The organism is Streptococcus sp. 263_SSPC, from assembly GCF_001071995.1.
Classification (GTDB): domain Bacteria; phylum Bacillota; class Bacilli; order Lactobacillales; family Aerococcaceae; genus Granulicatella.
The window spans coordinates 22180-42164 of record NZ_JVNU01000010.1 but is presented as its reverse complement, the minus strand read 5'-3'; the positions used below and the strand labels follow the sequence as shown (position 1 = coordinate 42164).

General features: G+C 42.0%; 17 protein-coding genes and 1 tRNA gene. 14 read left to right on the top strand and 4 right to left on the bottom strand.

The genetic code is table 11. The features are described from left to right. Positions 1-38: 38 nt before the first annotated feature. Entirely contained in the window at positions 39-1874 is a 1836-nt protein-coding gene (locus ADH02_RS00405) for an N-acetylmuramoyl-L-alanine amidase (protein WP_048781650.1), read from the bottom strand. 219 nt (positions 1875-2093) lie between these two features. On the opposite strand from ADH02_RS00405, the gene ADH02_RS00400 reads away from it, so the two are divergent. From ADH02_RS00400 to ADH02_RS00355, 10 genes are all read left to right on the top strand, one after another. Beyond that, the gene (locus ADH02_RS00400) at positions 2094-3047 is read left to right on the top strand and encodes a DMT family transporter (protein ID WP_048781648.1); all 954 of its coding nucleotides are present in this window, start codon (positions 2094-2096) and stop codon (positions 3045-3047) included. Between the two features lie 162 nt (positions 3048-3209). Next, positions 3210-3851, top strand: coding sequence for an amino acid ABC transporter permease (locus ADH02_RS00395; RefSeq protein WP_048781647.1), 642 nt, complete (start codon positions 3210-3212; stop codon positions 3849-3851). Between the two features lie 12 nt (positions 3852-3863). Next, complete coding sequence (locus ADH02_RS00390; protein ID WP_048781645.1) at positions 3864-4493, top strand: amino acid ABC transporter ATP-binding protein; 630 nt, start codon at positions 3864-3866, stop codon at positions 4491-4493. Between the two features lie 9 nt (positions 4494-4502). Next, a complete protein-coding gene (locus ADH02_RS00385) occupies positions 4503-5351 on the top strand; it encodes an amino acid ABC transporter substrate-binding protein (protein WP_048781643.1) in 849 nt (282 codons plus the stop codon). Positions 5352-5531: 180 nt separating this feature from the next. Next, positions 5532-6329 (top strand): SDR family oxidoreductase UcpA, encoded by a 798-nt coding sequence (gene ucpA, locus ADH02_RS00380; RefSeq protein WP_048781641.1) that lies wholly within the window; start codon positions 5532-5534, stop codon positions 6327-6329. 112 nt (positions 6330-6441) lie between these two features. Beyond that, the gene (locus tag ADH02_RS00375; RefSeq protein ID WP_048781639.1) at positions 6442-7932 is read left to right on the top strand and encodes a Sau3AI family type II restriction endonuclease; all 1491 of its coding nucleotides are present in this window, start codon (positions 6442-6444) and stop codon (positions 7930-7932) included. A 74-nt stretch (positions 7933-8006) separates the two neighbouring features. Beyond that, on the top strand, positions 8007-9341 hold the full coding sequence (gene dcm, locus ADH02_RS00370; protein ID WP_048781637.1) for a DNA (cytosine-5-)-methyltransferase: 1335 nt from the start codon (positions 8007-8009) through the stop codon (positions 9339-9341). A gap of 146 nt (positions 9342-9487) precedes the next feature. Further along, on the top strand, positions 9488-9748 hold the full coding sequence (locus ADH02_RS00365; RefSeq protein ID WP_048781635.1) for a hypothetical protein: 261 nt from the start codon (positions 9488-9490) through the stop codon (positions 9746-9748). Further along, positions 9690-9986, top strand: a complete 297-nt coding sequence (locus ADH02_RS00360) for a helix-turn-helix domain-containing protein (RefSeq protein WP_082161619.1) — start codon at positions 9690-9692, stop codon at positions 9984-9986. Before ADH02_RS00365 ends, ADH02_RS00360 begins: the two co-directional genes overlap by 59 nt. 186 nt (positions 9987-10172) lie before the next feature. Beyond that, entirely contained in the window at positions 10173-13094 is a 2922-nt protein-coding gene (locus ADH02_RS00355) for an insulinase family protein (protein ID WP_048781632.1), read from the top strand. A gap of 60 nt (positions 13095-13154) precedes the next feature. Here ADH02_RS00355 and ADH02_RS00350 read toward each other — a convergent pair whose 3' ends face one another. Continuing rightward, positions 13155-14351: an O-antigen ligase family protein gene (locus ADH02_RS00350; protein ID WP_048781630.1), complete on the bottom strand. Its 1197-nt coding sequence runs from the start codon at positions 14349-14351 to the stop codon at positions 13155-13157. A gap of 171 nt (positions 14352-14522) precedes the next feature. Here ADH02_RS00350 and gpmA point away from each other — a divergent pair, with 171 nt between their 5' ends. The 3 genes from gpmA (at position 14523) to gorA (ending at position 17728) form a co-directional block, all read left to right on the top strand. Beyond that, positions 14523-15209: a 2,3-diphosphoglycerate-dependent phosphoglycerate mutase gene (gene gpmA / locus ADH02_RS00345; RefSeq protein WP_048711849.1), complete on the top strand. Its 687-nt coding sequence runs from the start codon at positions 14523-14525 to the stop codon at positions 15207-15209. Between the two features lie 34 nt (positions 15210-15243). Further along, complete coding sequence (locus tag ADH02_RS00340) at positions 15244-15786, top strand: hypothetical protein (RefSeq protein WP_048781628.1); 543 nt, start codon at positions 15244-15246, stop codon at positions 15784-15786. A gap of 592 nt (positions 15787-16378) precedes the next feature. After that, positions 16379-17728, top strand: a complete 1350-nt coding sequence (gene gorA / locus ADH02_RS00335) for a glutathione-disulfide reductase (protein ID WP_048781626.1) — start codon at positions 16379-16381, stop codon at positions 17726-17728. A 226-nt stretch (positions 17729-17954) separates the two neighbouring features. Here gorA and ADH02_RS00330 read toward each other — a convergent pair. After that, positions 17955-18037, bottom strand: a tRNA-Leu gene (locus ADH02_RS00330). A gap of 36 nt (positions 18038-18073) precedes the next feature. After that, positions 18074-18508 (bottom strand): SprT family protein, encoded by a 435-nt coding sequence (locus tag ADH02_RS00325; RefSeq protein WP_048781624.1) that lies wholly within the window; start codon positions 18506-18508, stop codon positions 18074-18076. Between the two features lie 122 nt (positions 18509-18630). Here ADH02_RS00325 and trkA point away from each other — a divergent pair, with 122 nt between their 5' ends. Beyond that, a complete protein-coding gene (gene trkA, locus ADH02_RS00320; protein WP_048781622.1) occupies positions 18631-19983 on the top strand; it encodes a Trk system potassium transporter TrkA in 1353 nt (450 codons plus the stop codon). Positions 19984-19985 lie beyond the last annotated feature (2 nt).

The following is a 19985-nucleotide window of genomic DNA, read 5'->3' as shown; positions in this document are numbered from 1 at the left end:
GGTTGGCAACGAGTGCCAACCTTTTTACTTTAAAACTTTTATTTAGCTGTCTTATAGAAGTTGCGAAGACCAGTGACAATTCCTTCAACGAGTTTGTTTTGGTATTTATCATCGCTAATCTTCTTGTATTCAGGGCTATCCATGTACCCAAGTTCTACTAGAACGGCTGGTTTAACTGTTTCACGAAGAACTGCGTAGTTAGCCCCGTGAACACCACGGTCGTTTGCACCAGCAACAGATACAACAGAGTTATGAATGTTGTCGGCTAGACGTTTGCTTTCGCTGAGACGAATAGGGTTGTCATGAGCCACTTTATTAATACGAGGCTTAATGTCGTCGTCTGGTTCGTAGATATATGTTTCCACACCGCTACGATTTGCTCCAGGAACGCCTGTTGCGTTGAAGTGGATACTGATAAATACATCCGCATCCGTCTTGTTCACCATTTCAGAACGTTCAGTAACGTAGTCCACATACACATCTGAATCGCGGGACGTTAAAACTGTGTAGCCAAGTTTTTCGAGCTCGCTTCTAAGTTTACGGTAAATCGACATGTTTAAATCTTTTTCGCGAAGTCCGTTGTAAACTGCACCTGGGTCGCGTCCGCCATGACCTGGGTCAAGGAAGACAACGTTTTTGTAGTTGCCGTAGTTTACAGGATCAGGAACTTCTGCAATCCATAACCCATTTTCTTGGAAGGCTTGTTTTTTGCCATCGATGGTAACGATGTTTCGAGCATAAACACCATCAGCTTGAAGATAGAATTTACCACCGTAGTTCTTATCGTAAATCCATTCATTTTCGGCCATCATTCCGTCTTCTTTTACATAGTAAGAACCAATCCATTTATTCGTATCGAGTTCTCCGTATTTACGGAAGTGGTACCGTTTGCCTTTAATTAAAAGCCATTGATTACGCGCATAAGAGCCGCCTTCTTGTAAATAGTACGTTTCTTTGTAGTTTGAATCGTAAATGAATTCATTTTCGGCCATCATTCCGTCTTCTTTTACATAGTAAGAACCAATCCATTTATTTGTATCGAGTTCCCCATACTTACGGAAGTGGTACCATTTGCCTTTAATTAAAAGCCATTGATTACGCGCATAAGAGCCATCTTCTTTTAAGTAGTATGTCGCTTTGTAATTTGGATCGTAAATGAATTCGCTTTGGGCCATATAGCCGCCAGCCTTCAAGTAGTAGTCGCCTTTCCACTCACGGCTTGCGTAACCACCACCTGGCTTAATGTAGAACCAGCTATTGTAGTTTCTGTCGAAAACCCATTCGTTATCGGCCATCTCACCGCTATCTTTTAAGAAATAGATGTCGTTCCATTCGTGAGAGTACATCACACCATTATCGTGGAATGCGTACCAAACGCCACCGATTTTCTTCCAGTCGCCACGGAATACTTTCCCACCTGATAGGGCATAGTACCATTTACCACCTTGGTAGCTCCAGCCTGGACTAACCAGCATTCCTTCGATGTCCACGAGATAGCCATCCGGAGTAACAGTTGATTTCAACATCTTTCCGTCAGCGCCAAAGTAGTACCAGCGTCCTCCGTGCCATTTCCACGTATTCGTGATTGGCTTACTGTCCACTTGGTAGTACGTTTCGCCGTCAGCTTTGTAAAGACCAGTGTATTTTGGTTCTTCACCTGGCTTATATACATGAATATCGACGTCGTTTTTAGAATCTTTTGGAAGAGTGCCTTCCGAAGTCGTTGTTGTTTCTGTTGTTGGTTGAACCGTTGTCACTTCAACAGTCGTCGGTTGAACGGTCGTTTCGGTTTGTGTCGTCTCTGCAGCAACCGCATGTGCCGAAAGGGCGAATAGGGCAGCCGTTAAGAGTGTGACTTTACCTGTAAGTTTCATAAAAACCTCCTTGGTTAAATTTTTCCTTTTTAAGTGTACCAAAAAAGGGTGAAACGCGCAATTTCCTAAAATAAAATTCACACTTTTGTCATAAGAATAAAATGGAACTGCAATAAACGAATCGCTTCAGGGCACTGAAATCGTGAATCTATGGGAAATCTGAAAATGGAACACTTGAACTCGTGAAGAAACGCTGGTAGATGTGCTATAATCGAGAGTATGAAAACAACAGAACAACCAAACCAACCAAAAAATCAAATCATAAAAGGAACCTTGATGACGCTTTTTGCTGGAATTGCCTGGGGGATGAGTGGCGCATGTGGTCAATACTTGATGGCACACGGTATGGGCGTGCTTGCCTTGACCGACCTACGTCTCGTTATCTCCGGAGTATGCCTGTTAGCGATGGGCTACGCGTTCACCCGGGGGCAACTCGTCGCCTTCTTCAAGGAAAAGAAGAACTACGCGAAGATTACGCTCTTTGCGTTTATCGGGCTCTTCATGAACCAGTTTACTTACCTTGAGGCGATTCACCTCAGTAATGCCGGAACCGCAACGGTCTTGCAGTATCTCTGCCCGGTGATTATTCTGGTGTACATGTGCTTGAAAAATCGCACGACACCGACCGTGTCTGAAGTGACATCGATTATCCTCGCAATTCTGGGGACATTCATCATTGCCACACATGGGCAACTCAATCAACTGAGCGTGACACCACTCGGGCTCTTCTGGGGGATTTTTAGCGGATTTACGTATGCCATTTATATCATGCTTCCGATTAAACTCATTCAAGAGTACGGGAGTCTAACGGTGATTGGAGTAGGGATGGTCATTGCAGGGGTGATTCTCTTCCCGATGAGCGGCCTTACAACGCTGGACATCACGTATAGCCCGGATATCATTGCTTCGCTCGTAGGAATTATCCTTATTGGAACGATTATATCGTACACGATGTTTTTAAAAGGAACGAGCTATATCGGGCCGGTGAAGAGTAGTCTGATCGCTGCCGTCGAACCGATTTCTGCGGTATTCTTCGCCTTCCTTATCATGAATGAGCATTTCTTCGCGATTGACTTTGTCGGCATGGCGATGATTCTAGCTGCCGTTGTCTTGATTTCGGTGAAAGACTTAATCAAAGAACGTCGTAAAAAAGAACAAGGCATTATTGAATAACAAAGCGAACCGCAATTGGAGCAAATCCAGTTGCGGTTTTTGCTTGTTTTGAAAGAACTGAAAAAATGAAAATGAGAACGTCCTCTTCCAACTTTAATCTTTTTTTAATAAATGGATTGTGCTATACTATAAAGCATCAAACAACAGACGGAGGTCCTGAATTTGTCCTATTCACTCGAAATTTTACCAAGCTTATTACACGGAGCAGTGACGACATTAGAAGTGTTTGCACTCGTGCTCATCTTCTCGATTCCGCTTGGCATTCTCATTGCCTTTGCGATGCAACTGAAATGGAAGCCACTCAACTGGTTCATCCACATCTACATCTGGGTGATGCGAGGGACGCCTCTGTTATTACAACTCATTTTTATTTATTACGTCTTGCCAAGTGTCGGCATTCGACTAGACCGACTCCCAGCAGCGCTCATTGCCTTCACGCTCAACTATGCAGCGTACTTTGCGGAGATTTTCCGCGGAGGAATCGATACGATTCCAAAAGGGCAGTATGAAGCGGCGAAAGTATTGAAATTTACGCCAGGAGCAACGATTCGCTATATCGTTCTTCCGCAGGTGACGAAGATTGTCTTGCCAAGTGTCTTCAATGAAATCATGAGTCTTGTCAAAGATACGTCTCTTGTTTACGCGCTTGGAATCTCAGACCTGATTCTGGCCAGCCGTACCGCAGCTAACCGCGACGCGAGCCTCGTTCCGATGTTTCTAGCAGGGGCGATTTACCTCATCGTTATCGGGATTGTGACGCTTGTGTCGAAACGCATTGAAAAGAAATTCAGTTATTATAAATAGGAGGACAAGCAGATGTTAGAATTACGCAATATTCATAAATGTTTCGGCGATAAACAAATCTTGTCCGATTTCAACTTAACCATTCACGAAGGGAAAATCTTGGCCATCGTTGGACCTTCAGGAGGCGGGAAAACAACCTTGCTTCGGATGCTAGCAGGCCTCGAAAAAATCGATTCTGGGGAAGTATTCTATAACGGCGAATCCTTAGCGCTTGATGAACTCTCGAAGCGCCAACTGCTTGGATTCGTGTTCCAAGACTTCCAATTGTTCCCACATTTATCCGTATTAGAAAACTTAACGATTTCGCCGGTGAAGATGAACGGAATGCCTCAAGAAGAAGCCAACGCGAAGGCACGCGCACTCTTAGAACGCCTCGGTCTTGCAGGATTCGAGGACGCGTTCCCATATTCACTCTCAGGCGGACAAAAACAACGGGTGGCTTTGGCCCGTGCGATGATGATTGACCCTGAAATCATCGGGTACGACGAACCAACGTCAGCGCTCGACCCAGCTCTTCGTCTAGAAGTAGAGAAGTTAATCCTCCAAAACAAAGAACTCGGAATGACGCAAATCGTCGTGACCCACGATTTAACCTTTGCCGAAAATATCGCGGACGAATTATTGACGTTCGAACCGAAATAGGAGGCCGCTATGAAGAAACGAAAAGGAATCCTAGGGCTTTTGGCGCTTGTAGGGGTGGCGGTCATGAGTCTTGCAGGCTGCACGCAACTAGCAAGCAATCCAAAAGTCGATAACTGGGATAAATACCAACAACAAAAAAGCATCACGGTCGGCTTCGATAATACCTTTGTACCGATGGGCTTTGAGGAGAAGAATGGTAACTATGCCGGCTTTGATATCGAACTCGCCCAGTACGTGTCGAAGAAACTGGGCATCACGGTTCACTTCCAACCGATTGACTGGGACATGAAGGAGACCGAGCTACAAAACGGCACGATTGACGCTATCTGGAATGGATATTCGACTACAGACGAACGCCGCGAGAAAGTCGCCTTTACGATTCCCTATATGCAAAATACGCAAATCTTAGTCGTGAAGAAAACGAGTGGCATTCACTCGGTCGAAGATATGACAGGGAAAGTCCTTGGGGCACAAAACGGGTCGTCTGGGATGTTAGATTTTGAAGAACATCCAGAAGTGTTGAAGAACCGTGTCAAAGGCGGGGACGCTGACCAATACCAAAGTGTGAACGAGGCCATTATCGACTTGAAGAATGACCGTATCGACGCCTTGCTCATCGACCGTGTATACGCGGATTACTACCTCACAACAGAAGGCATCGCCGACGAGTACGACACGATTCCTTCAGGATTCGAGAGTGAGTCCTTTGCGGTAGGGGTACGTCCTGCCGATAAGAAACTTCTTGAAGCGCTGAACCAAGCCTTCAAGGAGCTCTATCAAGAGGGCATCTTCCAACAAATTAGCCAGAAATGGTTTGGTGAAGATGTCGCAACGTCTGAAGTCAAAGGCCAAGAATAACAATTGAAACGAAAACCATCGCTGGACGGAAGGCACGCCTTCTGGAAGGCGATTTTTTTGTGCTGTAAAATCTAAGAGGATTAGGATTAAAACTTAAAAATATAGAAAATAAGATTGATAAACCGTTTTCAAAAAGGTACACTGGAGGTGTAGAATAGTTCAAGTAAAGGAGAGAAAACCATGAAAAAATTAGAAGGAAAAGTAGCACTGATCACTGGAGCAGCCGTTGGACTCGGTAAGGGAATCGCAACGGTCTATGCCAAATACGGCGCTAAGATGTGCCTTGTCGACTTATTACCAGAAGTCGAAGAAACCGCCAAAGAATTAAGAGAAACCTACGGCGCCCAAATCGTCACTTATGTCGGCGATGTCTCCAACAAAGACCATATGAAAGAAGCAGCCAAGAAGGCAAAAGAGGCCTTCGGGGAAGTGAATGTAGCTTGTTGCAACGCTGGGGTTTGTCGCTTGGCTCCATTTGAAGAAATGAGCGATGAAATGCGCGACTTCCATATCGACGTGAATATCAAAGGGGTATGGAATAGCTGTCAAGCCGTTATTCCTTATATGCTTGAACAAGGCGGCGGTAGCATCGTCATTGCCTCTTCCGTCACAGGGGATATCGTAGCCGATGCCGGAGAAGCAGCCTATGCCATGACCAAAGCAGCGCTCGTTGGCTTAACGAAATGCTTGGCCGTAGAATACGCAGACCGTCATATCCGTGTGAACTGTTCACAACTGGGATATGCGCGTACTCCAATGGTTGAGAAGATGGCTATTGAATCCAACCCAGATAACCCAGAAAGTGCCATCCAAGACATCACAGTAGGCGTGCCAATGAAACGCTTGGCAGACCCACTCGAAGTCGGCGAACTCTTCGCCTTCCTAGGAAGTGACGAAGCTAGCTATCTCACAGGAAGTCAAATCGTTATCGACGGCGGCAGCACCTTGCCAGAAACCATGAGCATGGGGACGAATTAAAGAAAATAAAATTTGAAAAGAAATAATCACCAGTTTTACCTGGTGGTTATTTTTTTATTTAAGTTGATGTAGTTTTCATGTACAATAAAACTACAATAAGGGAGATAAGTGTATGGGACAAGAACTCTTTAATTATGACAACACAAATTTAGAAGAAGTAATTCAGTATTCTGAAAAAATCCTAAATCGAAAATTCTCAGACATTTTAAAAGAATATGATGAGGCGGATTATAAGACTTACGAGGATTATCAAAACCAAGAAGCCAATGAGTATGAGAAAAAAGAAATTAAACCATCCTCAAAAGGGCAGTATGGGAATTATATTGAACGCTATTATTTTGGATACCAACCGAATAGTAACGCTGCAGCTGATTTTGAAGAAATTGGTGTAGAGCTTAAGGTGACACCATTTAAAGTTAATAAGAATGGGACAATTTCTGCTAAAGAACGATTAGTCTTAACAATTATTAATTACTTCGAAGAGAATTTGGACGATTTTTATCAATCTCATTTGTGGAAAAAATGTTCCAAAATGCTTTTACTATTTTATAATGGCTTGATTCCTGAACAAACGCTTTATGATTATATGATTGAAAAAGTATTCTTGTTTGAATGGTTTGAGGAAGATATGAATGTCATTTTAGATGATTACGCTCGAATCACTCAGAAGATTAAAGAGGGACGAGCACACGAACTATCTGAATCCGATGGCAACTATTTATCAACTTGTACCAAAGGAGCTGGTAAAGGCAAAGATTGGAAAAAACAACCTTTTAGTGATGTTTTAGCAAAACAACGTGCTTGGGAATTAAAGTCAAGTTACATGACGTATTTGATTAATCATAAAATCTTTGCTAGTCATGAGCAGGAGAGTGTGTTAGCTACTGCAAAAGGTACGAAAAAAACTTTTACTCAGCTTATTGAAGAAAAGATTTTGAAGTATAAAGGATGGAAAGCAGAAGACTTATATGATGCGTTTGAGGTTCCTGTTCGCTCAAAATCTAAAAATAGTTTGTTAATCAGAAAAATGATTGGCATTACTGGTGACTTAGAAAATACTCAAGAGTTTCAGAAAGCGAATATGAATCTTAGAGTCATTCGAGTGAATCAGGATGACCTCCCTAAAGAAGATTCTCCATTTAAGGTTTATGATTTTATCGAGTTAGCGCAAAATGATAATTGGGAAGAGTCTCATGTTTTCCAAGAAATTTGTGATAAACGTTATATGTTTGTCGTATTTAAGGAAGAAGCTTCAGGTGAGTACGTATTAAATCAAGTGAAGTTCTGGGGATTCCCTGAGCGTTTAATAGATGAAGCACAACGCGTATGGAATGAAACACGTGCCATTATTAATGACGGGGTACAGTTAACACAGTCTGATAAGGGAGTATCGACTACTTTCCCGCAGAGTCAAGCGAACCCATTCTTATTTACAAAAATTCATGCTTCAAACTCTTATTATGAGATTGAAAAAGATGTTTTTGTCGGAAAAGGAAAACTTTCAGATACGAATCCGCTGCCCGATGGAAGAAGAATTACGAAGCATTCGTTCTGGATGCCTAAGAAGTTCTTACAAGAAATTTTGCAGGGGAAGTGGGATTAGCAAATCAGTTGATCAAATATTGAATTCATGATATAGTAATAGAGAAATTTTTGATGAAAATGAAAGAGGTAATCATGTCAAAACTTAAAGTATTCTCAATGTTTGATGGCGTTGGGGGATTTATCGTTGGTCTTCATGAGGCTAACAAAAAATTGAATAAAAAATTTTTCCAAGTGACTGATACGAATCAATTTGAACCTAGTCGAAAAGCGCAAGATGCGTTTGAAGTTGGAGTATACAACTATCCAAAAATCAATCATAGTAATGAAGACATCATGCAAGTTTCATCAGAGTATTTTGATGAAATGAAGGCAAATGGTGTGAATATGATTGTCGGCGGATTTCCATGTCAAGATTACTCAGTAGCGCGCAGTAAAAAGCACGAAATGGGTATCGAAGGTAAAAAAGGAGTTCTTTTCTGGGAGATTATTCGTGCTGTGAATCATATTAAACCAGAATATCTTATTCTTGAAAATGTGGATCGACTATTGAAATCACCGTCTAAACAACGTGGACGTGATTTTGCGATTATGCTCGGAGCATTCAATCAATTGGGGTATACCGTTGAATGGCGCGTGATTAACGCCGCAGATTACGGTGCACCTCAAAGACGTCGTCGCGTGTTCTTCTTTATTTATAAAAACGACTCAGCTTTTGCCAAGAAACATGGCATTAAAGATTTATCACCAGAATCATTCGAGTCATATATTTATAAAAAAGGTCTTTTTGCAACGCAGTTTCCAGTAGAAAATAGTGCGAATAAGAACCGTGTCTATACAGAAAAACTTAGTGAACTAGATGCGCATTCTGAAGAATATATTGTAGATATTTCGAATAACTTTACTGGAAAAGTTTGGAACACAGGTTTGATGAAAGATGGTATTTATTACACCATTGATACAACTCCTGTATTCGAAAAAGCAATGACTTTAGGAGAAGTAGTTCAAAAGGCTAAAGAGTATTATGTCGAAAAACATGGTGTAGAAGCTTATCAAGAATATATTCAAAACTATGTAATCCAGGACGAAGATAAGATTAAGAAATTCCAATACTTGCGCGGGCCAAAGAAAATTGAACGTACCACTGAAGATGGATATACTTATATCTTCTCTGAAGGTAGAATGAGCGAAACGGATGACCTTTCATTACCAGGACGTACAATGCTTACAAGTGAAGGTAGTGTGAACCGTTCAACTCACTTCTTAAAAGAAGGCAATCAGTTCCGACTATTAACTCCAAACGAAGCAGAGTTATTACAATGCTTCCCTTGTGATTGGACAAAAAACAAGAAACTATCCGATGGGACAGTTAGTGAAGTCAACGACCGTATGCGTTATTTCTTTATGGGGAATGCGCTAGTTACGTCCATTGTGGAACGTATCGGTATCGGAATGGCAAAAATGATTTAATCTCAAACAATGATTTAGACTTACGAAGGAAGAGTAGTCCTTTGTAAGTCTCTTTTTTTAGCAAAATAGTACTAGAAAAAAGCAAAATGTAACATATAAGTTACGTAACTTATATGTTACATTTAAGTCATAAGGAGGTAATAGGTATGGGCAAGAAATTTAGGGTTGATAAAAAGAAAGTGGATCGTTTAGAGACGCTTGAATACAGCGAGATGATTAAATTGGCAGCAGTCTATAAAATCTTAGAAGATGAAGGCGTGACGCCAGAATTGCTCGAAAAATGGGGATGCTATTATAAAGGGAGACATTGTTTGAAAATACCTGTATCAAGGACTAAAGAAGGGGTGGATGGTAGTGACTTCTTATTTAACAAGAAAGTTCATGAAGTTCTCATCGATTTACCCTAATTTCGAAGAAGACTTACTTAGAGAAGTTTCTCTTCTAAAAGTAGCGCTGAGAACGATTCAATTAAGGGTAAATCATCAATTGACACAGGAAGAATTTGCTGAGAAGCTAGATGTAAAGAGAGCCTATTTAGCAAGATTAGAAGCAGGACATCATAATCCAACTATTATGACGCTTGTGGAATTAGCTCGACAAAACGGATATGAGATTGAGATAAAACTGAAAGAGAAGACATTTTAGTTAATAACTCTATTAAATCATAATATCCAGATTTATAAGATTCTTAGTTCAACATGCCTAAAACTCAAAATTCACTGTGATAAGTGGGTTTTGAGTTTTTTATTTTATAGTTGAAGGAATCCCCTTATCTTCTTTTTTTGCGCTAAAAGTGGTAGAATGGGTGAAAACCCTTGAAGGAGGAATTTTATGACAAAGAATTTTAAAGGGTACTCTTTAGTTGAAAAAAGAGACCTGCCAGATATTCGTTCTGTCGGTTATTTGTACAAGCATGATAAGACTGGTGCAGAGGTCTTATACCTTGAAAACGAAGACGATAATAAGGCGTTTAATATTGCGTTCCGTACGCCACCGTATAACGATAACGGGATTGCGCATATTATCGAGCACTCTGTGTTAAATGGTTCGAAGAAATATCCATCCAAAGAGCCATTCGTAGAATTATTAAAAGGATCACTGAATACATTCTTAAATGCGATGACTTATTCTGATAAGACGGTTTATCCGGTATCGTCTCGTAACCAAAAAGACTTCAATAATTTGATGTCTGTGTACTTAGATGCGGTATTCTATCCAAACTTCAAGCATGATTCACAAATCTTAATGCAAGAAGGATGGCACTATCACTTAGAAAACGCCGATGATGAATTGATTTACAAAGGCGTGGTGTACAACGAAATGCGTGGGGCGTTCTCACAAGCGGACTCTGAATTATACCGTCTGTTTGAACCAACGTTATTCCCAGATACGGTCTACAAACATATTTCTGGTGGGATGCCTGCTGCGATTCCTTCGTTAACGCAAGAAGAGTTCGTGGCGTTCCATGACAAGTACTATCATCCAAGTAATGCGCGTGTGACGCTTTACGGGAACTTAGATTTAGACACAGCATTTGCTCAATTAACAGAGTACTTCGATGCGTTTGAAGCAAAGGACTACGAATTCGAGTCTGTGGAACAAACACCATTCGAAGCGCGTCGTGAATTAGAAGCGCCATTCTCGATTTCTAAAGACGAGCCTACTGAAAACAAATCGCTCTTAGCGTACATTTGGGCTGCAGGTAAGGGAACCAACTCTGAAGAACTCATCGCGCTTGGCGTATTAGATGAACTCCTTCTTGGATCTAACACAGCTCCGATTAAGAAAGCTCTCTTGAAATCAGGCCTTGGTTCAGATGTGTCTGGTGGATTTGGTGCAGCGACATACTCACCAATCTTTGAAATCGTCTTAAAAGATACAAACCCAGAAGCTAAAGACCAATTCGTATCGATTATCGAAAACGAGTTGAAACGTTTAGTCGCTGAAGGCATTCCGCAAAAAGCGATTCAAGCAGCCCTCAATAAAGCAGCGTTCCGTTATAAAGAATTAACAGCGCTGGAAGGGGCCACTCCTAAAGGAATCTTGTATTCATTGAACTCACTCACAAGCTGGTTATACGGCGGGGATGTATTTGCAACGTTTGAATACCAACGCGTGTTAGATAAGATGCAAGAAGAAATGGCAAACGGCTATTTTGAACGTTTAATCCAAACAACATTACTCGACAATACGCATGCAGCCGTCATCACTTTAGCGCCAGAACCAGGTCTTGTGGACCGCAAAGATGAAGCGTTAAAAGAAGAGTTAGCGGCCTATAAAGCGTCATTATCTGATGAAGAAGTGGCAGCTCTTGTGGAACAAACGCAACAACTTCTTGAACGTCAAACGACTCCAGATAAGGAAGAAGATTTGGCGAAATTACCAAAACTCTCGATAGAAGATATCGACCGCGAAGTGAAGCCACTCCCATTAACAGTGGAAGCAGCAGAAGGCAAACCAACCTTCTTACACTATGAAGACTTCACAGCCGGCATTTCTTACGTGAAATATTACTTTGATTTATCAGGCGTGAAGACAGAAGACATTCCAGTCGTGGCCTTCTTAACGGAAGTACTAGGGGAAGTCGGAACAGAAAACTTCACAGACGAAGCCCTCAGTACAGAAATCGACTTCTACACAGGAGGCATCGGCACAAACGCGACAGTCATCACGGAATCAGTCGCGGACAACATCTACTATCCTAAATTCACAGTCAGCGGGAAGGCCTTGTCTGAATATCAACCACAACTCTTAAGCTTGATTGAAGAAATCGTTCATCGTTCAAACTTAGACGATGTTGAGAAAATCAAAGAGCTCTTACTCAATGTGAAAGCAGACTTAGAGATGAACTTCAACTATGGTTCACACGTGGCGGCACTTCGTCGTTTAGAATCTTACTACTACGAAGGCGCGAAATACTTACAATCGCTTGAAGGAATCGACTACTACGACTTTATTTGCGATGTGGTGGCTGGTTTTGATGCGAACCCTCAAGCGTTTATCGACCGCTTGAAAGCTGTATTAGAAACCATTTTAACAACAGACCAACTAGTGGCAACTTTTGTCGGAAGTAAAGAGGACTTCGACCACTTCAAACAAGTGTCCGAGGACTTCTTCAAGCATCTTGGAAACCACAAAGTTGAAAAACAAGCCTTCACGAATCCAGTGGAAGTGTTAAACGAAGGATTCAAGACAGCGCAAGAAATCAACTATGTCGCAAAAGGATATAACCAAACGCTTCTTGGTGTTCCAGTGAACGGCATGAACTTATTCTTGAAATCAGTTCTAGGACTTGATTACTTATGGAATACGGTTCGTGTTCAAGGTGGGGCATACGGCGGTATGAGTGTGATTACAGATAAAGGGGACGTGGCTGGTCTTTCTTACCGTGACCCGAATATCGTTGAAACGCTTGAACGTTATGATGGACAAGTAGAGTACTTAGAAAACTTCAACTTATCTGAGGCGGAGTTTGAAAAGAACTTGATTGGTACATTCAGTACGATTGACCGTCCACTTTCAGCCGCTCAAAAAGGAGCAGTAGCGTTTACGCGTTACTTCACGCATCTAACGCAAGAGAAAGTGCAACAGTTCCGCGATGAAATCTTAGCGGCAACGCCTGAAAAAGTACGCGCATACGCTCCAACGATGAAAGCCATCATGGATCAAAATGCGTTTGTCGTTATCGGAAATGATACGAAGATTGAAAATCATAAAGACATCTTCAAAAATATCCGTAACTTAACAAAATAAAAGCAACCAAAAAATCCCAAGGTTCACAGCGGTGAATCTTGGGATTTTGTTTTTTGTCGTTTATTTATGTGGCATGACGTTTTCTTCTTGTTTCATCCACATTGGAATACTTGTCATCACTAGTAAGAATAGGAATGCACTTTGTACCCAAAGGATGGCTACGTCGAAGATACCGTGAACGAAGAGTACTACGATAAATGAAACGTAGAGTCCAACGATGGGACGTTTCTTTGGATCGCGACTCATTTCTAAAAGCATGCGTACCGGTTTAAGGGTAGAAATCGCAAGAAGCAATGTTCCGATAATTCCGTAGCTTGAAATGGTATCGATATATAAACTGTGCGCGTGTTCGTGGTAGCGAGCGCCGATTCTTGCAAAACTATGCAAGTAGGTCAGAGGACCTTCCCCGAACCATGGATTTTGTTTAAAGAGAACCACGCCGGCATTCCAAATTGAAACGCGTTCTTCCATGGAAGAGTCGAGCGTTCCCATCCGAACTCCGATGTCACTTGAGAAGAGGAACATAAGTCCAACTCCAAATGCGGCGATGCTGAGCCAGAATGCTTTCGAGCTACGAATGGTCGTGAAGAGGTAAATAATCGCTCCACAGATAATCGCTGGGAAAGCAGTTCTGTTTTGCGTGAAGCTGAGGCCGAATAGGTTAATACCAATCGCGACAGCGCCGATGAACTTCCAGAACCAACTCTTCGTGATGCTGAGTAAGTAGAAGCCAATCATAATACAGAAGCAACAAATAATACCGTAGTAGTTCGGATTAAAGAAGGTTACTTCCGCACGGTTTTGGTGCCATACTTGCATCTTTGGTGATAGGAAGGTGTAGTTAAATTTATGAACGATTTCGTAGTGTTCTAAGAACGCAAATCCCGCGGCGAAAATGCTGAGGAGTAAGACTGTCTGTAGAACGATATGGAAAAAGTCCGGTGTCAATCGTCTTTGATAGTATTTAAAGAATATCGCATACATCACGAATCCAACCGAGATGACAGCGCCGATATAGTTGCCGGCTACCATCGATACGATAAAGCTAAATCCGATAAACGCCAATAAGAACGGGTGGGATAGTAGGTCTTTAAAGACTTGTTTTAATTTTCCCGTAAAGGCGAGAAGGATGATATATAAGACGAACAATGTTAGGAATAAATAAAACGGAAGGAAGCTACTGATAATGAGTAAGTACAGCGCTAAGTCCTGATTCGAGAATCGTTTTATCTTTTCGATAATCGTTAGTAATTTCATAATGTTCCTTTCAGGTAGTGTTTCTACCAATCATCTAATGAAATAGATATCAGCTTATTTTACCACTAAATGATGATTTAGGGCAAATGGCAACACATCGGGCGTCGTTCTTTGAAACTTTCTGAGAACAGGCGTACAATATAAGTAGAAATTCAGAAAGAAGGAATGAACATGAAATTAGTATTTGTTCGACATGGAGAAAGTGAATGGAACGCCCTTAATTTATTTACCGGTTGGAGCGATGTGGAGTTAACTCCTAAAGGGGTAGATGAAGCGCATCACGCAGGGGAAATGCTGCGTTCATTAGGCATCCAATTTGATCATGTCTATTTATCAGTATTAAAAAGAGCTATCCACACAGGACACATCGTCTTGTCTGAATTAAATCAAGACTATTTACCAGAAACAAAGAGCTGGCGATTAAACGAACGCCACTATGGAGCCTTACAAGGACTCAACAAACAAGAAACACGCGAAAAATACGGCGACGAACAAGTGTTGCTTTGGAGACGTTCATACGATGTGATGCCTCCACTGCTTAGCGAGGAAGAAGCAGCTAAACAAGCTAGCGACCCACGCTACAAACATCTACAAGTGAAGGATCTTCCTCAAGGGGAAACATTGAAAACAACCTTGGACCGCGTGCTTCCAATTTGGCAAGATAAGATTGCGGTGGATTTACTTGACGGCAAGAACGTTTTAGTCGTAGCGCACGGCAATTCACTTCGCAGTTTGGTGAAATACTTACTCAACCTTAGCGAAGACGAAATCTTGAAATTCGAAATTCCAACAGGAACACCGCTTGTATTTGACCTCGACGAAAACTTACAAGTGAAAGAATATCATTTTGAAAAATAAAGACTATCATTATTGAACAATTAGGAGAATGCGAATGAAGTGGGAGAAGAAACATACATTAGAAGAGACGGTAGAATGGCGAGGCCTTCCTGAAGAGGATATGAAGCAGTTCAAAGCGTATGTGAATGAAAAGACACCAGGCGTCTGCGGAACGTATGCGGCTGCCTCGTTAACGGTCCTCATGGCCAAACGTGAAGGCGTCGTGACACAATCGATGGATGAGCTCCTAAAAGGCATGGAATCGGCAATTGAATACGCGCTGCCATATCGAGGGACTTTTTATTGGGACGTGCAACGCGGCCTCAATAACGAGTGGAAGAAATATGGTTATAAGACACACTTTAATTTATTTAGTGAAAAGGTCGTGCCAGGCCTTCTTGAAGACGGCGTTCCAGTTGTCGTAGGTACCACAACAGCTCTTGGTAGCCCGTATAAAAATCATTGGCTCGTCGTGTACCAATACGCCTTCGATTCAACGGGCAAACTTTGGTACAAGGCATACGATAACCACGGCTCAATCACTACGATTATCCCAGCCGTCCAAACTCTATGCGCCCTCTGGCTTGAAAAGCTCTAGTCCCAGCACCTTAAGAACCAACTAGACAGCACCCAGCTTACAGAATGAAAAGCAGAATGAATGTTTCAGCACAGTAGTAAGGAGCGAAGAGTCTATTATTTGTCACATCGTTCTATCAGAGTATTTTTAACTTAGACTCATAAAATAAATAGCACATAAAATGATTACGAAGGAGCTGGCGGCTTTTTATAATCGCAGTAACGGGAATTTGCAGCGAAGAAGAATTACGCGGAGTAGGAACTTGTTCCGTAGTTAAAACAGTTTATAAAGTTAGACGCAGTAGCTGATTGAATCAAGCTTCATCACTTGTGATTCGCTTAATTCTAATCAGCCTTGCGGGGGTAAGACTACAAAGCAAACAGGACTCACATTGTGAGTCCTGTTTTGACTTTGGTCTTACTCCCGTTTGAAGCTTCGAAGGTGTAAGACCATGGCTTACACCGGTGCCCCGTAACAGCGATTATAAAAGAAAGCCGCAAGGCTTTGCAGTAATCATTTTTTCTGTGCCTAAACTAATTTCATGAGCAGGGTTTAAGACAAAAGCAAAAGCGATCTGATAGAATGAGTGTGACCAAAAAATGGAGGATGAGCAATGAAAACATTTGATTTAATTTCTATCGGTGGTGGTAGTGGCGGTATTGCCACAGCAAACCGTGCAGCCATGCATGGTGCCCGTGTTGCCGTAGTAGAAGGAAACTTACTTGGAGGAACTTGTGTGAATATCGGCTGTGTTCCTAAGAAAATTATGTGGTATGGAGCACAAATTGCAGAAGCGATTCACGCATATGGACCGGATTATGGTTTTACCGCAGAAAACGTAACGTTTGATTTTGCGACATTAAAGAAAAACCGTGAAGCATATATTGACCGTTCGCGCGCTTCTTACAACCGGACTTTTGAACGCAACAATGTAACGGTGATTAAAGGATACGCGCGCTTTGTCGATGCCCACACGATTGAAGTGAATGGGGAAGAGTATCGCGCTAACCATATCGTCATTGCGACAGGGGCTAAACCTGTCATTCCAAACGTGGAAGGAAAAGAACTTGGTGGCACTTCTGACGATGTATTTGCATGGGACGTGTTGCCTCAATCAGTAGCCATTTTAGGCGCTGGATATATTGCCGTAGAACTTGCGGGTGTCTTACATGCACTAGGCGTGAAGACAGACCTTTTCGTTCGCCGCGATCGTCCTTTACGTAACTTCGACCATTCGATTATTGAAGTACTCGTTGCGGAAATGGAAAAATCAGGACCAACATTGCACACAAACAAAGTGCCACAAAAATTGGTTCAACTTGAAGATGGGACTGTGGAAATTCATTTCGAAGATGGAACAACTTTTGCTGCTGAAAAAGTGATTTGGGCAACAGGACGAACTCCTCATACAGAAGGATTAAACCTTGAAGCAGCAGGCGTGGAATTAACAGAGCGTGGATTTATCAAAGTGAATGAATTCCAAGAAACTACAGCCCAAGGTGTGTACGCACTGGGAGACGTTTCTGGTGAAAAAGAATTAACGCCAGTAGCGATTAAAGCAGGACGCACACTAGCAGAACGTTTATTTAACGGACAAACAAACGCGAAAATGGACTACACAACGATTCCAACAGTCGTGTTCTCACACCCAGCCATTGGAACAGTGGGGCTTACAGAAGAACAAGCCGTGAAAGAGTATGGCAAAGAAAACGTGAAGGCATACTTATCAACGTTTGCTGGAATGTATTCAGCCGTGACAAGCCATCGCCAACAAGCGCTCTTTAAACTCATCACAGCAGGAGCAGACGAAAAGGTAGTCGGCCTCCACGGAATTGGATATGGAGTTGACGAAATGATTCAAGGCTTTGCCGTAGCCATTAAAATGGGCGCAACTAAAGCCGACTTCGACGCAACCGTCGCGATTCATCCAACTGGTAGTGAGGAATTTGTGACGATGAGGTAACATCAGGATACGAGGGCGAACGCTCAGGACTGAATCACTGGACTGATATGACGCAAGGGACTTTGAAAAAAGTCGTGCGGACATATCAGGAAGTGGACGTCAGTCCTGTGAGCCCGAGTTCAACTACACAGGATGTGAGCAAAAGCACTCACCACAAACTCATTTTAATTTACAAGCAGAAAAATACGCTAGATGGATATCCATCTAGCGTATTTCGTTTTGTTTATGCGGCCGGCGGGACTTGAACCCGCACAGGTATACACCCACTGCCCCCTCAAGACAGCGCGTCTGCCATTCCGCCACGACCGCAGAACTATTTCATTTTATCAAATGTTTGCTGGAATTTCAATCTAAAAGGATTAATTTTCCACGACATTTTCCACATACATAGCGATTCGTGTTCATCTTGCGCATTCTAGGGTAGCGATGATGGCACGCTGTACATTCATAAATGAAATTCGGTTCCTTCATGCGTTCGACAAAGCGACTTCCGCCTACTTGATGAAGGAGGCGCTTAAAGTCAGCATCTCTGTGACGATAGCCGCCACCAGTTTGATGCAAGTGATAATGGCAGAGTTCATGTTTAATGACGCCAATCAAAGCTTCAAGCCCCAGATTCTGTTCTACAAGGGGATTAATCTCGATATTTCCTGTCTTCAATAGGTAGCGACCTCCGCTCGAACGTAGGCGTTTGTTATAGGTGATTTTATGCGTGAATTCTCGGTGAAAAGACGTACGCGAAATCTCCTCGGTTAAGTTTTGTAATTCGTGTTCGTTCATAAGGACCTCCGACTCTAGTGTATCACGCTTTGCCCCTTTAGAAAACAAGATAAACTTTGACCTTTTCGCACCAGACAGGTAAAATAGGAAGGTATAAGATTTTTCAATCTGGAGGAAACAAAATGAAGATTGTTGTTGTCGGCGGGGGGAAAGTCGGCGAAGTGATTTGCCAGGAGCTCTCAACGGAAGAAAATGACATTGTATTGATTGATAAAAACCAAGATTTAATCGATCGACTATTAAATAAATTCGATATTATGGGGATTTGCGGAAATGGTGCCAGCTACGACATTCTTGTAGAAGCAGGGGTAGAAAACTGTGACATCTTTATTTCTGTAACAGAAATGGACGAAATTAATATTATTGCGTCTATTTTAGCGAAGAAAATTGGGGCGGAATACACAGTTGCGCGTGTACGTAATCCTGAGTATTCACAACAACTACAACTCGTTCGTGAAAGTCTAGGGATTTCATTGCTGATTAACCCAGAGCTTTCTACGGCTCGTGATATCGCCAATAACTTTAATTATCCTTCTGCATTAAGTGTAGAAAATTTCGTTGGGAATCGTGTCAGCTTACTTGAATTAGAGATTAATGAGGGGTCAGCACTTGCAGGTCTAAGCCTTAAAGAAGTGCGTAATCGTTTTGAATCTATCTTAATCTGTGTGATTCACCGTAATGAACAAAGCTTCATTCCAGATGGAGATTCAACACTTGAAGAAGGAGACCATGTATTTATTACAGGGGCGTATCCAGACCTTCGCAATTTCTTAAAATTAACAGGTCAAGAAACGAAGAGTGTGTCTTCTGCTACGATTGTCGGTGGTGGACGTATTACTTATTACTTACTCAATATGTTGAAACAAACAAAAATCAACACCAAAGTCATCGAAGTCAATGAAGAACGCTGTGAAACTTTAAGCTATGCGTTCCCACATTCAACCATCATTCATGCCGATGGAACAGACCACGATGTATTAGAAGAACAACGTATTACAGAATATGATGTGTTTGTATCGATGACAGGGATTGACGAAGAAAACTTAATTCTTTCAGCATATGCGAAACAACAAGGCGTACCAAAGATTATTACGAAGATGAGCCGTCCAGCACTTCTTAAAGTGTTTAAAGGCTTCGATAATCAATCAGTGGTGACGCCAAAACGAATCGTTGCCAATGAAATTATCCAATTCGTGCGTTCACGTTCGAATACTCAAGGATCAAATGTCGAAGCGTTATACCGTTTAGCGGATAATCAAGTTGAAGCGTTGCAATTCCGTGTTCAAAAGAATAGTGCGATTTGTGGCATTCCTTTATCAGAACTAAAGACAAAATCAAACCTCTTGATTGCGTTTATCGTTCGTGGAGAAAAACTCATTTATCCAGCCGGTAGTGATACGATTGAACCATTTGATAAGGTAATCGTCGTTACAACGGAAAAAGACTTTGATGACATTAACGACATTTTGGAATAGAG

Bases quoted from the DNA above. Each gene is read 5' to 3' on its own strand.
- ADH02_RS00350 (WP_048781630.1), bottom strand. From the start codon at position 14,351: ATGAAATTACTAACGATTATCGAAAAGATAAAACGATTCTCGAATCAG.
- ADH02_RS00365 (WP_048781635.1), top strand. From the start codon at position 9,488: ATGGGCAAGAAATTTAGGGTTGATAAAAAGAAAGTGGATCGTTTAGAG.
- ADH02_RS00375 (WP_048781639.1), top strand. From the start codon at position 6,442: ATGGGACAAGAACTCTTTAATTATGACAACACAAATTTAGAAGAAGTA.
- ADH02_RS00325 (WP_048781624.1), bottom strand. From the start codon at position 18,508: ATGAACGAACACGAATTACAAAACTTAACCGAGGAGATTTCGCGTACG.
- ADH02_RS00400 (WP_048781648.1), top strand. From the start codon at position 2,094: ATGAAAACAACAGAACAACCAAACCAACCAAAAAATCAAATCATAAAA.
- dcm (WP_048781637.1), top strand. From the start codon at position 8,007: ATGTCAAAACTTAAAGTATTCTCAATGTTTGATGGCGTTGGGGGATTT.
- ucpA (WP_048781641.1), top strand. From the start codon at position 5,532: ATGAAAAAATTAGAAGGAAAAGTAGCACTGATCACTGGAGCAGCCGTT.
- ADH02_RS00340 (WP_048781628.1), top strand. From the start codon at position 15,244: ATGAAGTGGGAGAAGAAACATACATTAGAAGAGACGGTAGAATGGCGA.
- gorA (WP_048781626.1), top strand. From the start codon at position 16,379: ATGAAAACATTTGATTTAATTTCTATCGGTGGTGGTAGTGGCGGTATT.
- trkA (WP_048781622.1), top strand. From the start codon at position 18,631: ATGAAGATTGTTGTTGTCGGCGGGGGGAAAGTCGGCGAAGTGATTTGC.
- ADH02_RS00390 (WP_048781645.1), top strand. From the start codon at position 3,864: ATGTTAGAATTACGCAATATTCATAAATGTTTCGGCGATAAACAAATC.
- ADH02_RS00405 (WP_048781650.1), bottom strand. From the start codon at position 1,874: ATGAAACTTACAGGTAAAGTCACACTCTTAACGGCTGCCCTATTCGCC.
- ADH02_RS00385 (WP_048781643.1), top strand. From the start codon at position 4,503: ATGAAGAAACGAAAAGGAATCCTAGGGCTTTTGGCGCTTGTAGGGGTG.
- ADH02_RS00355 (WP_048781632.1), top strand. From the start codon at position 10,173: ATGACAAAGAATTTTAAAGGGTACTCTTTAGTTGAAAAAAGAGACCTG.
- gpmA (WP_048711849.1), top strand. From the start codon at position 14,523: ATGAAATTAGTATTTGTTCGACATGGAGAAAGTGAATGGAACGCCCTT.
- ADH02_RS00360 (WP_082161619.1), top strand. From the start codon at position 9,690: ATGGTAGTGACTTCTTATTTAACAAGAAAGTTCATGAAGTTCTCATCG.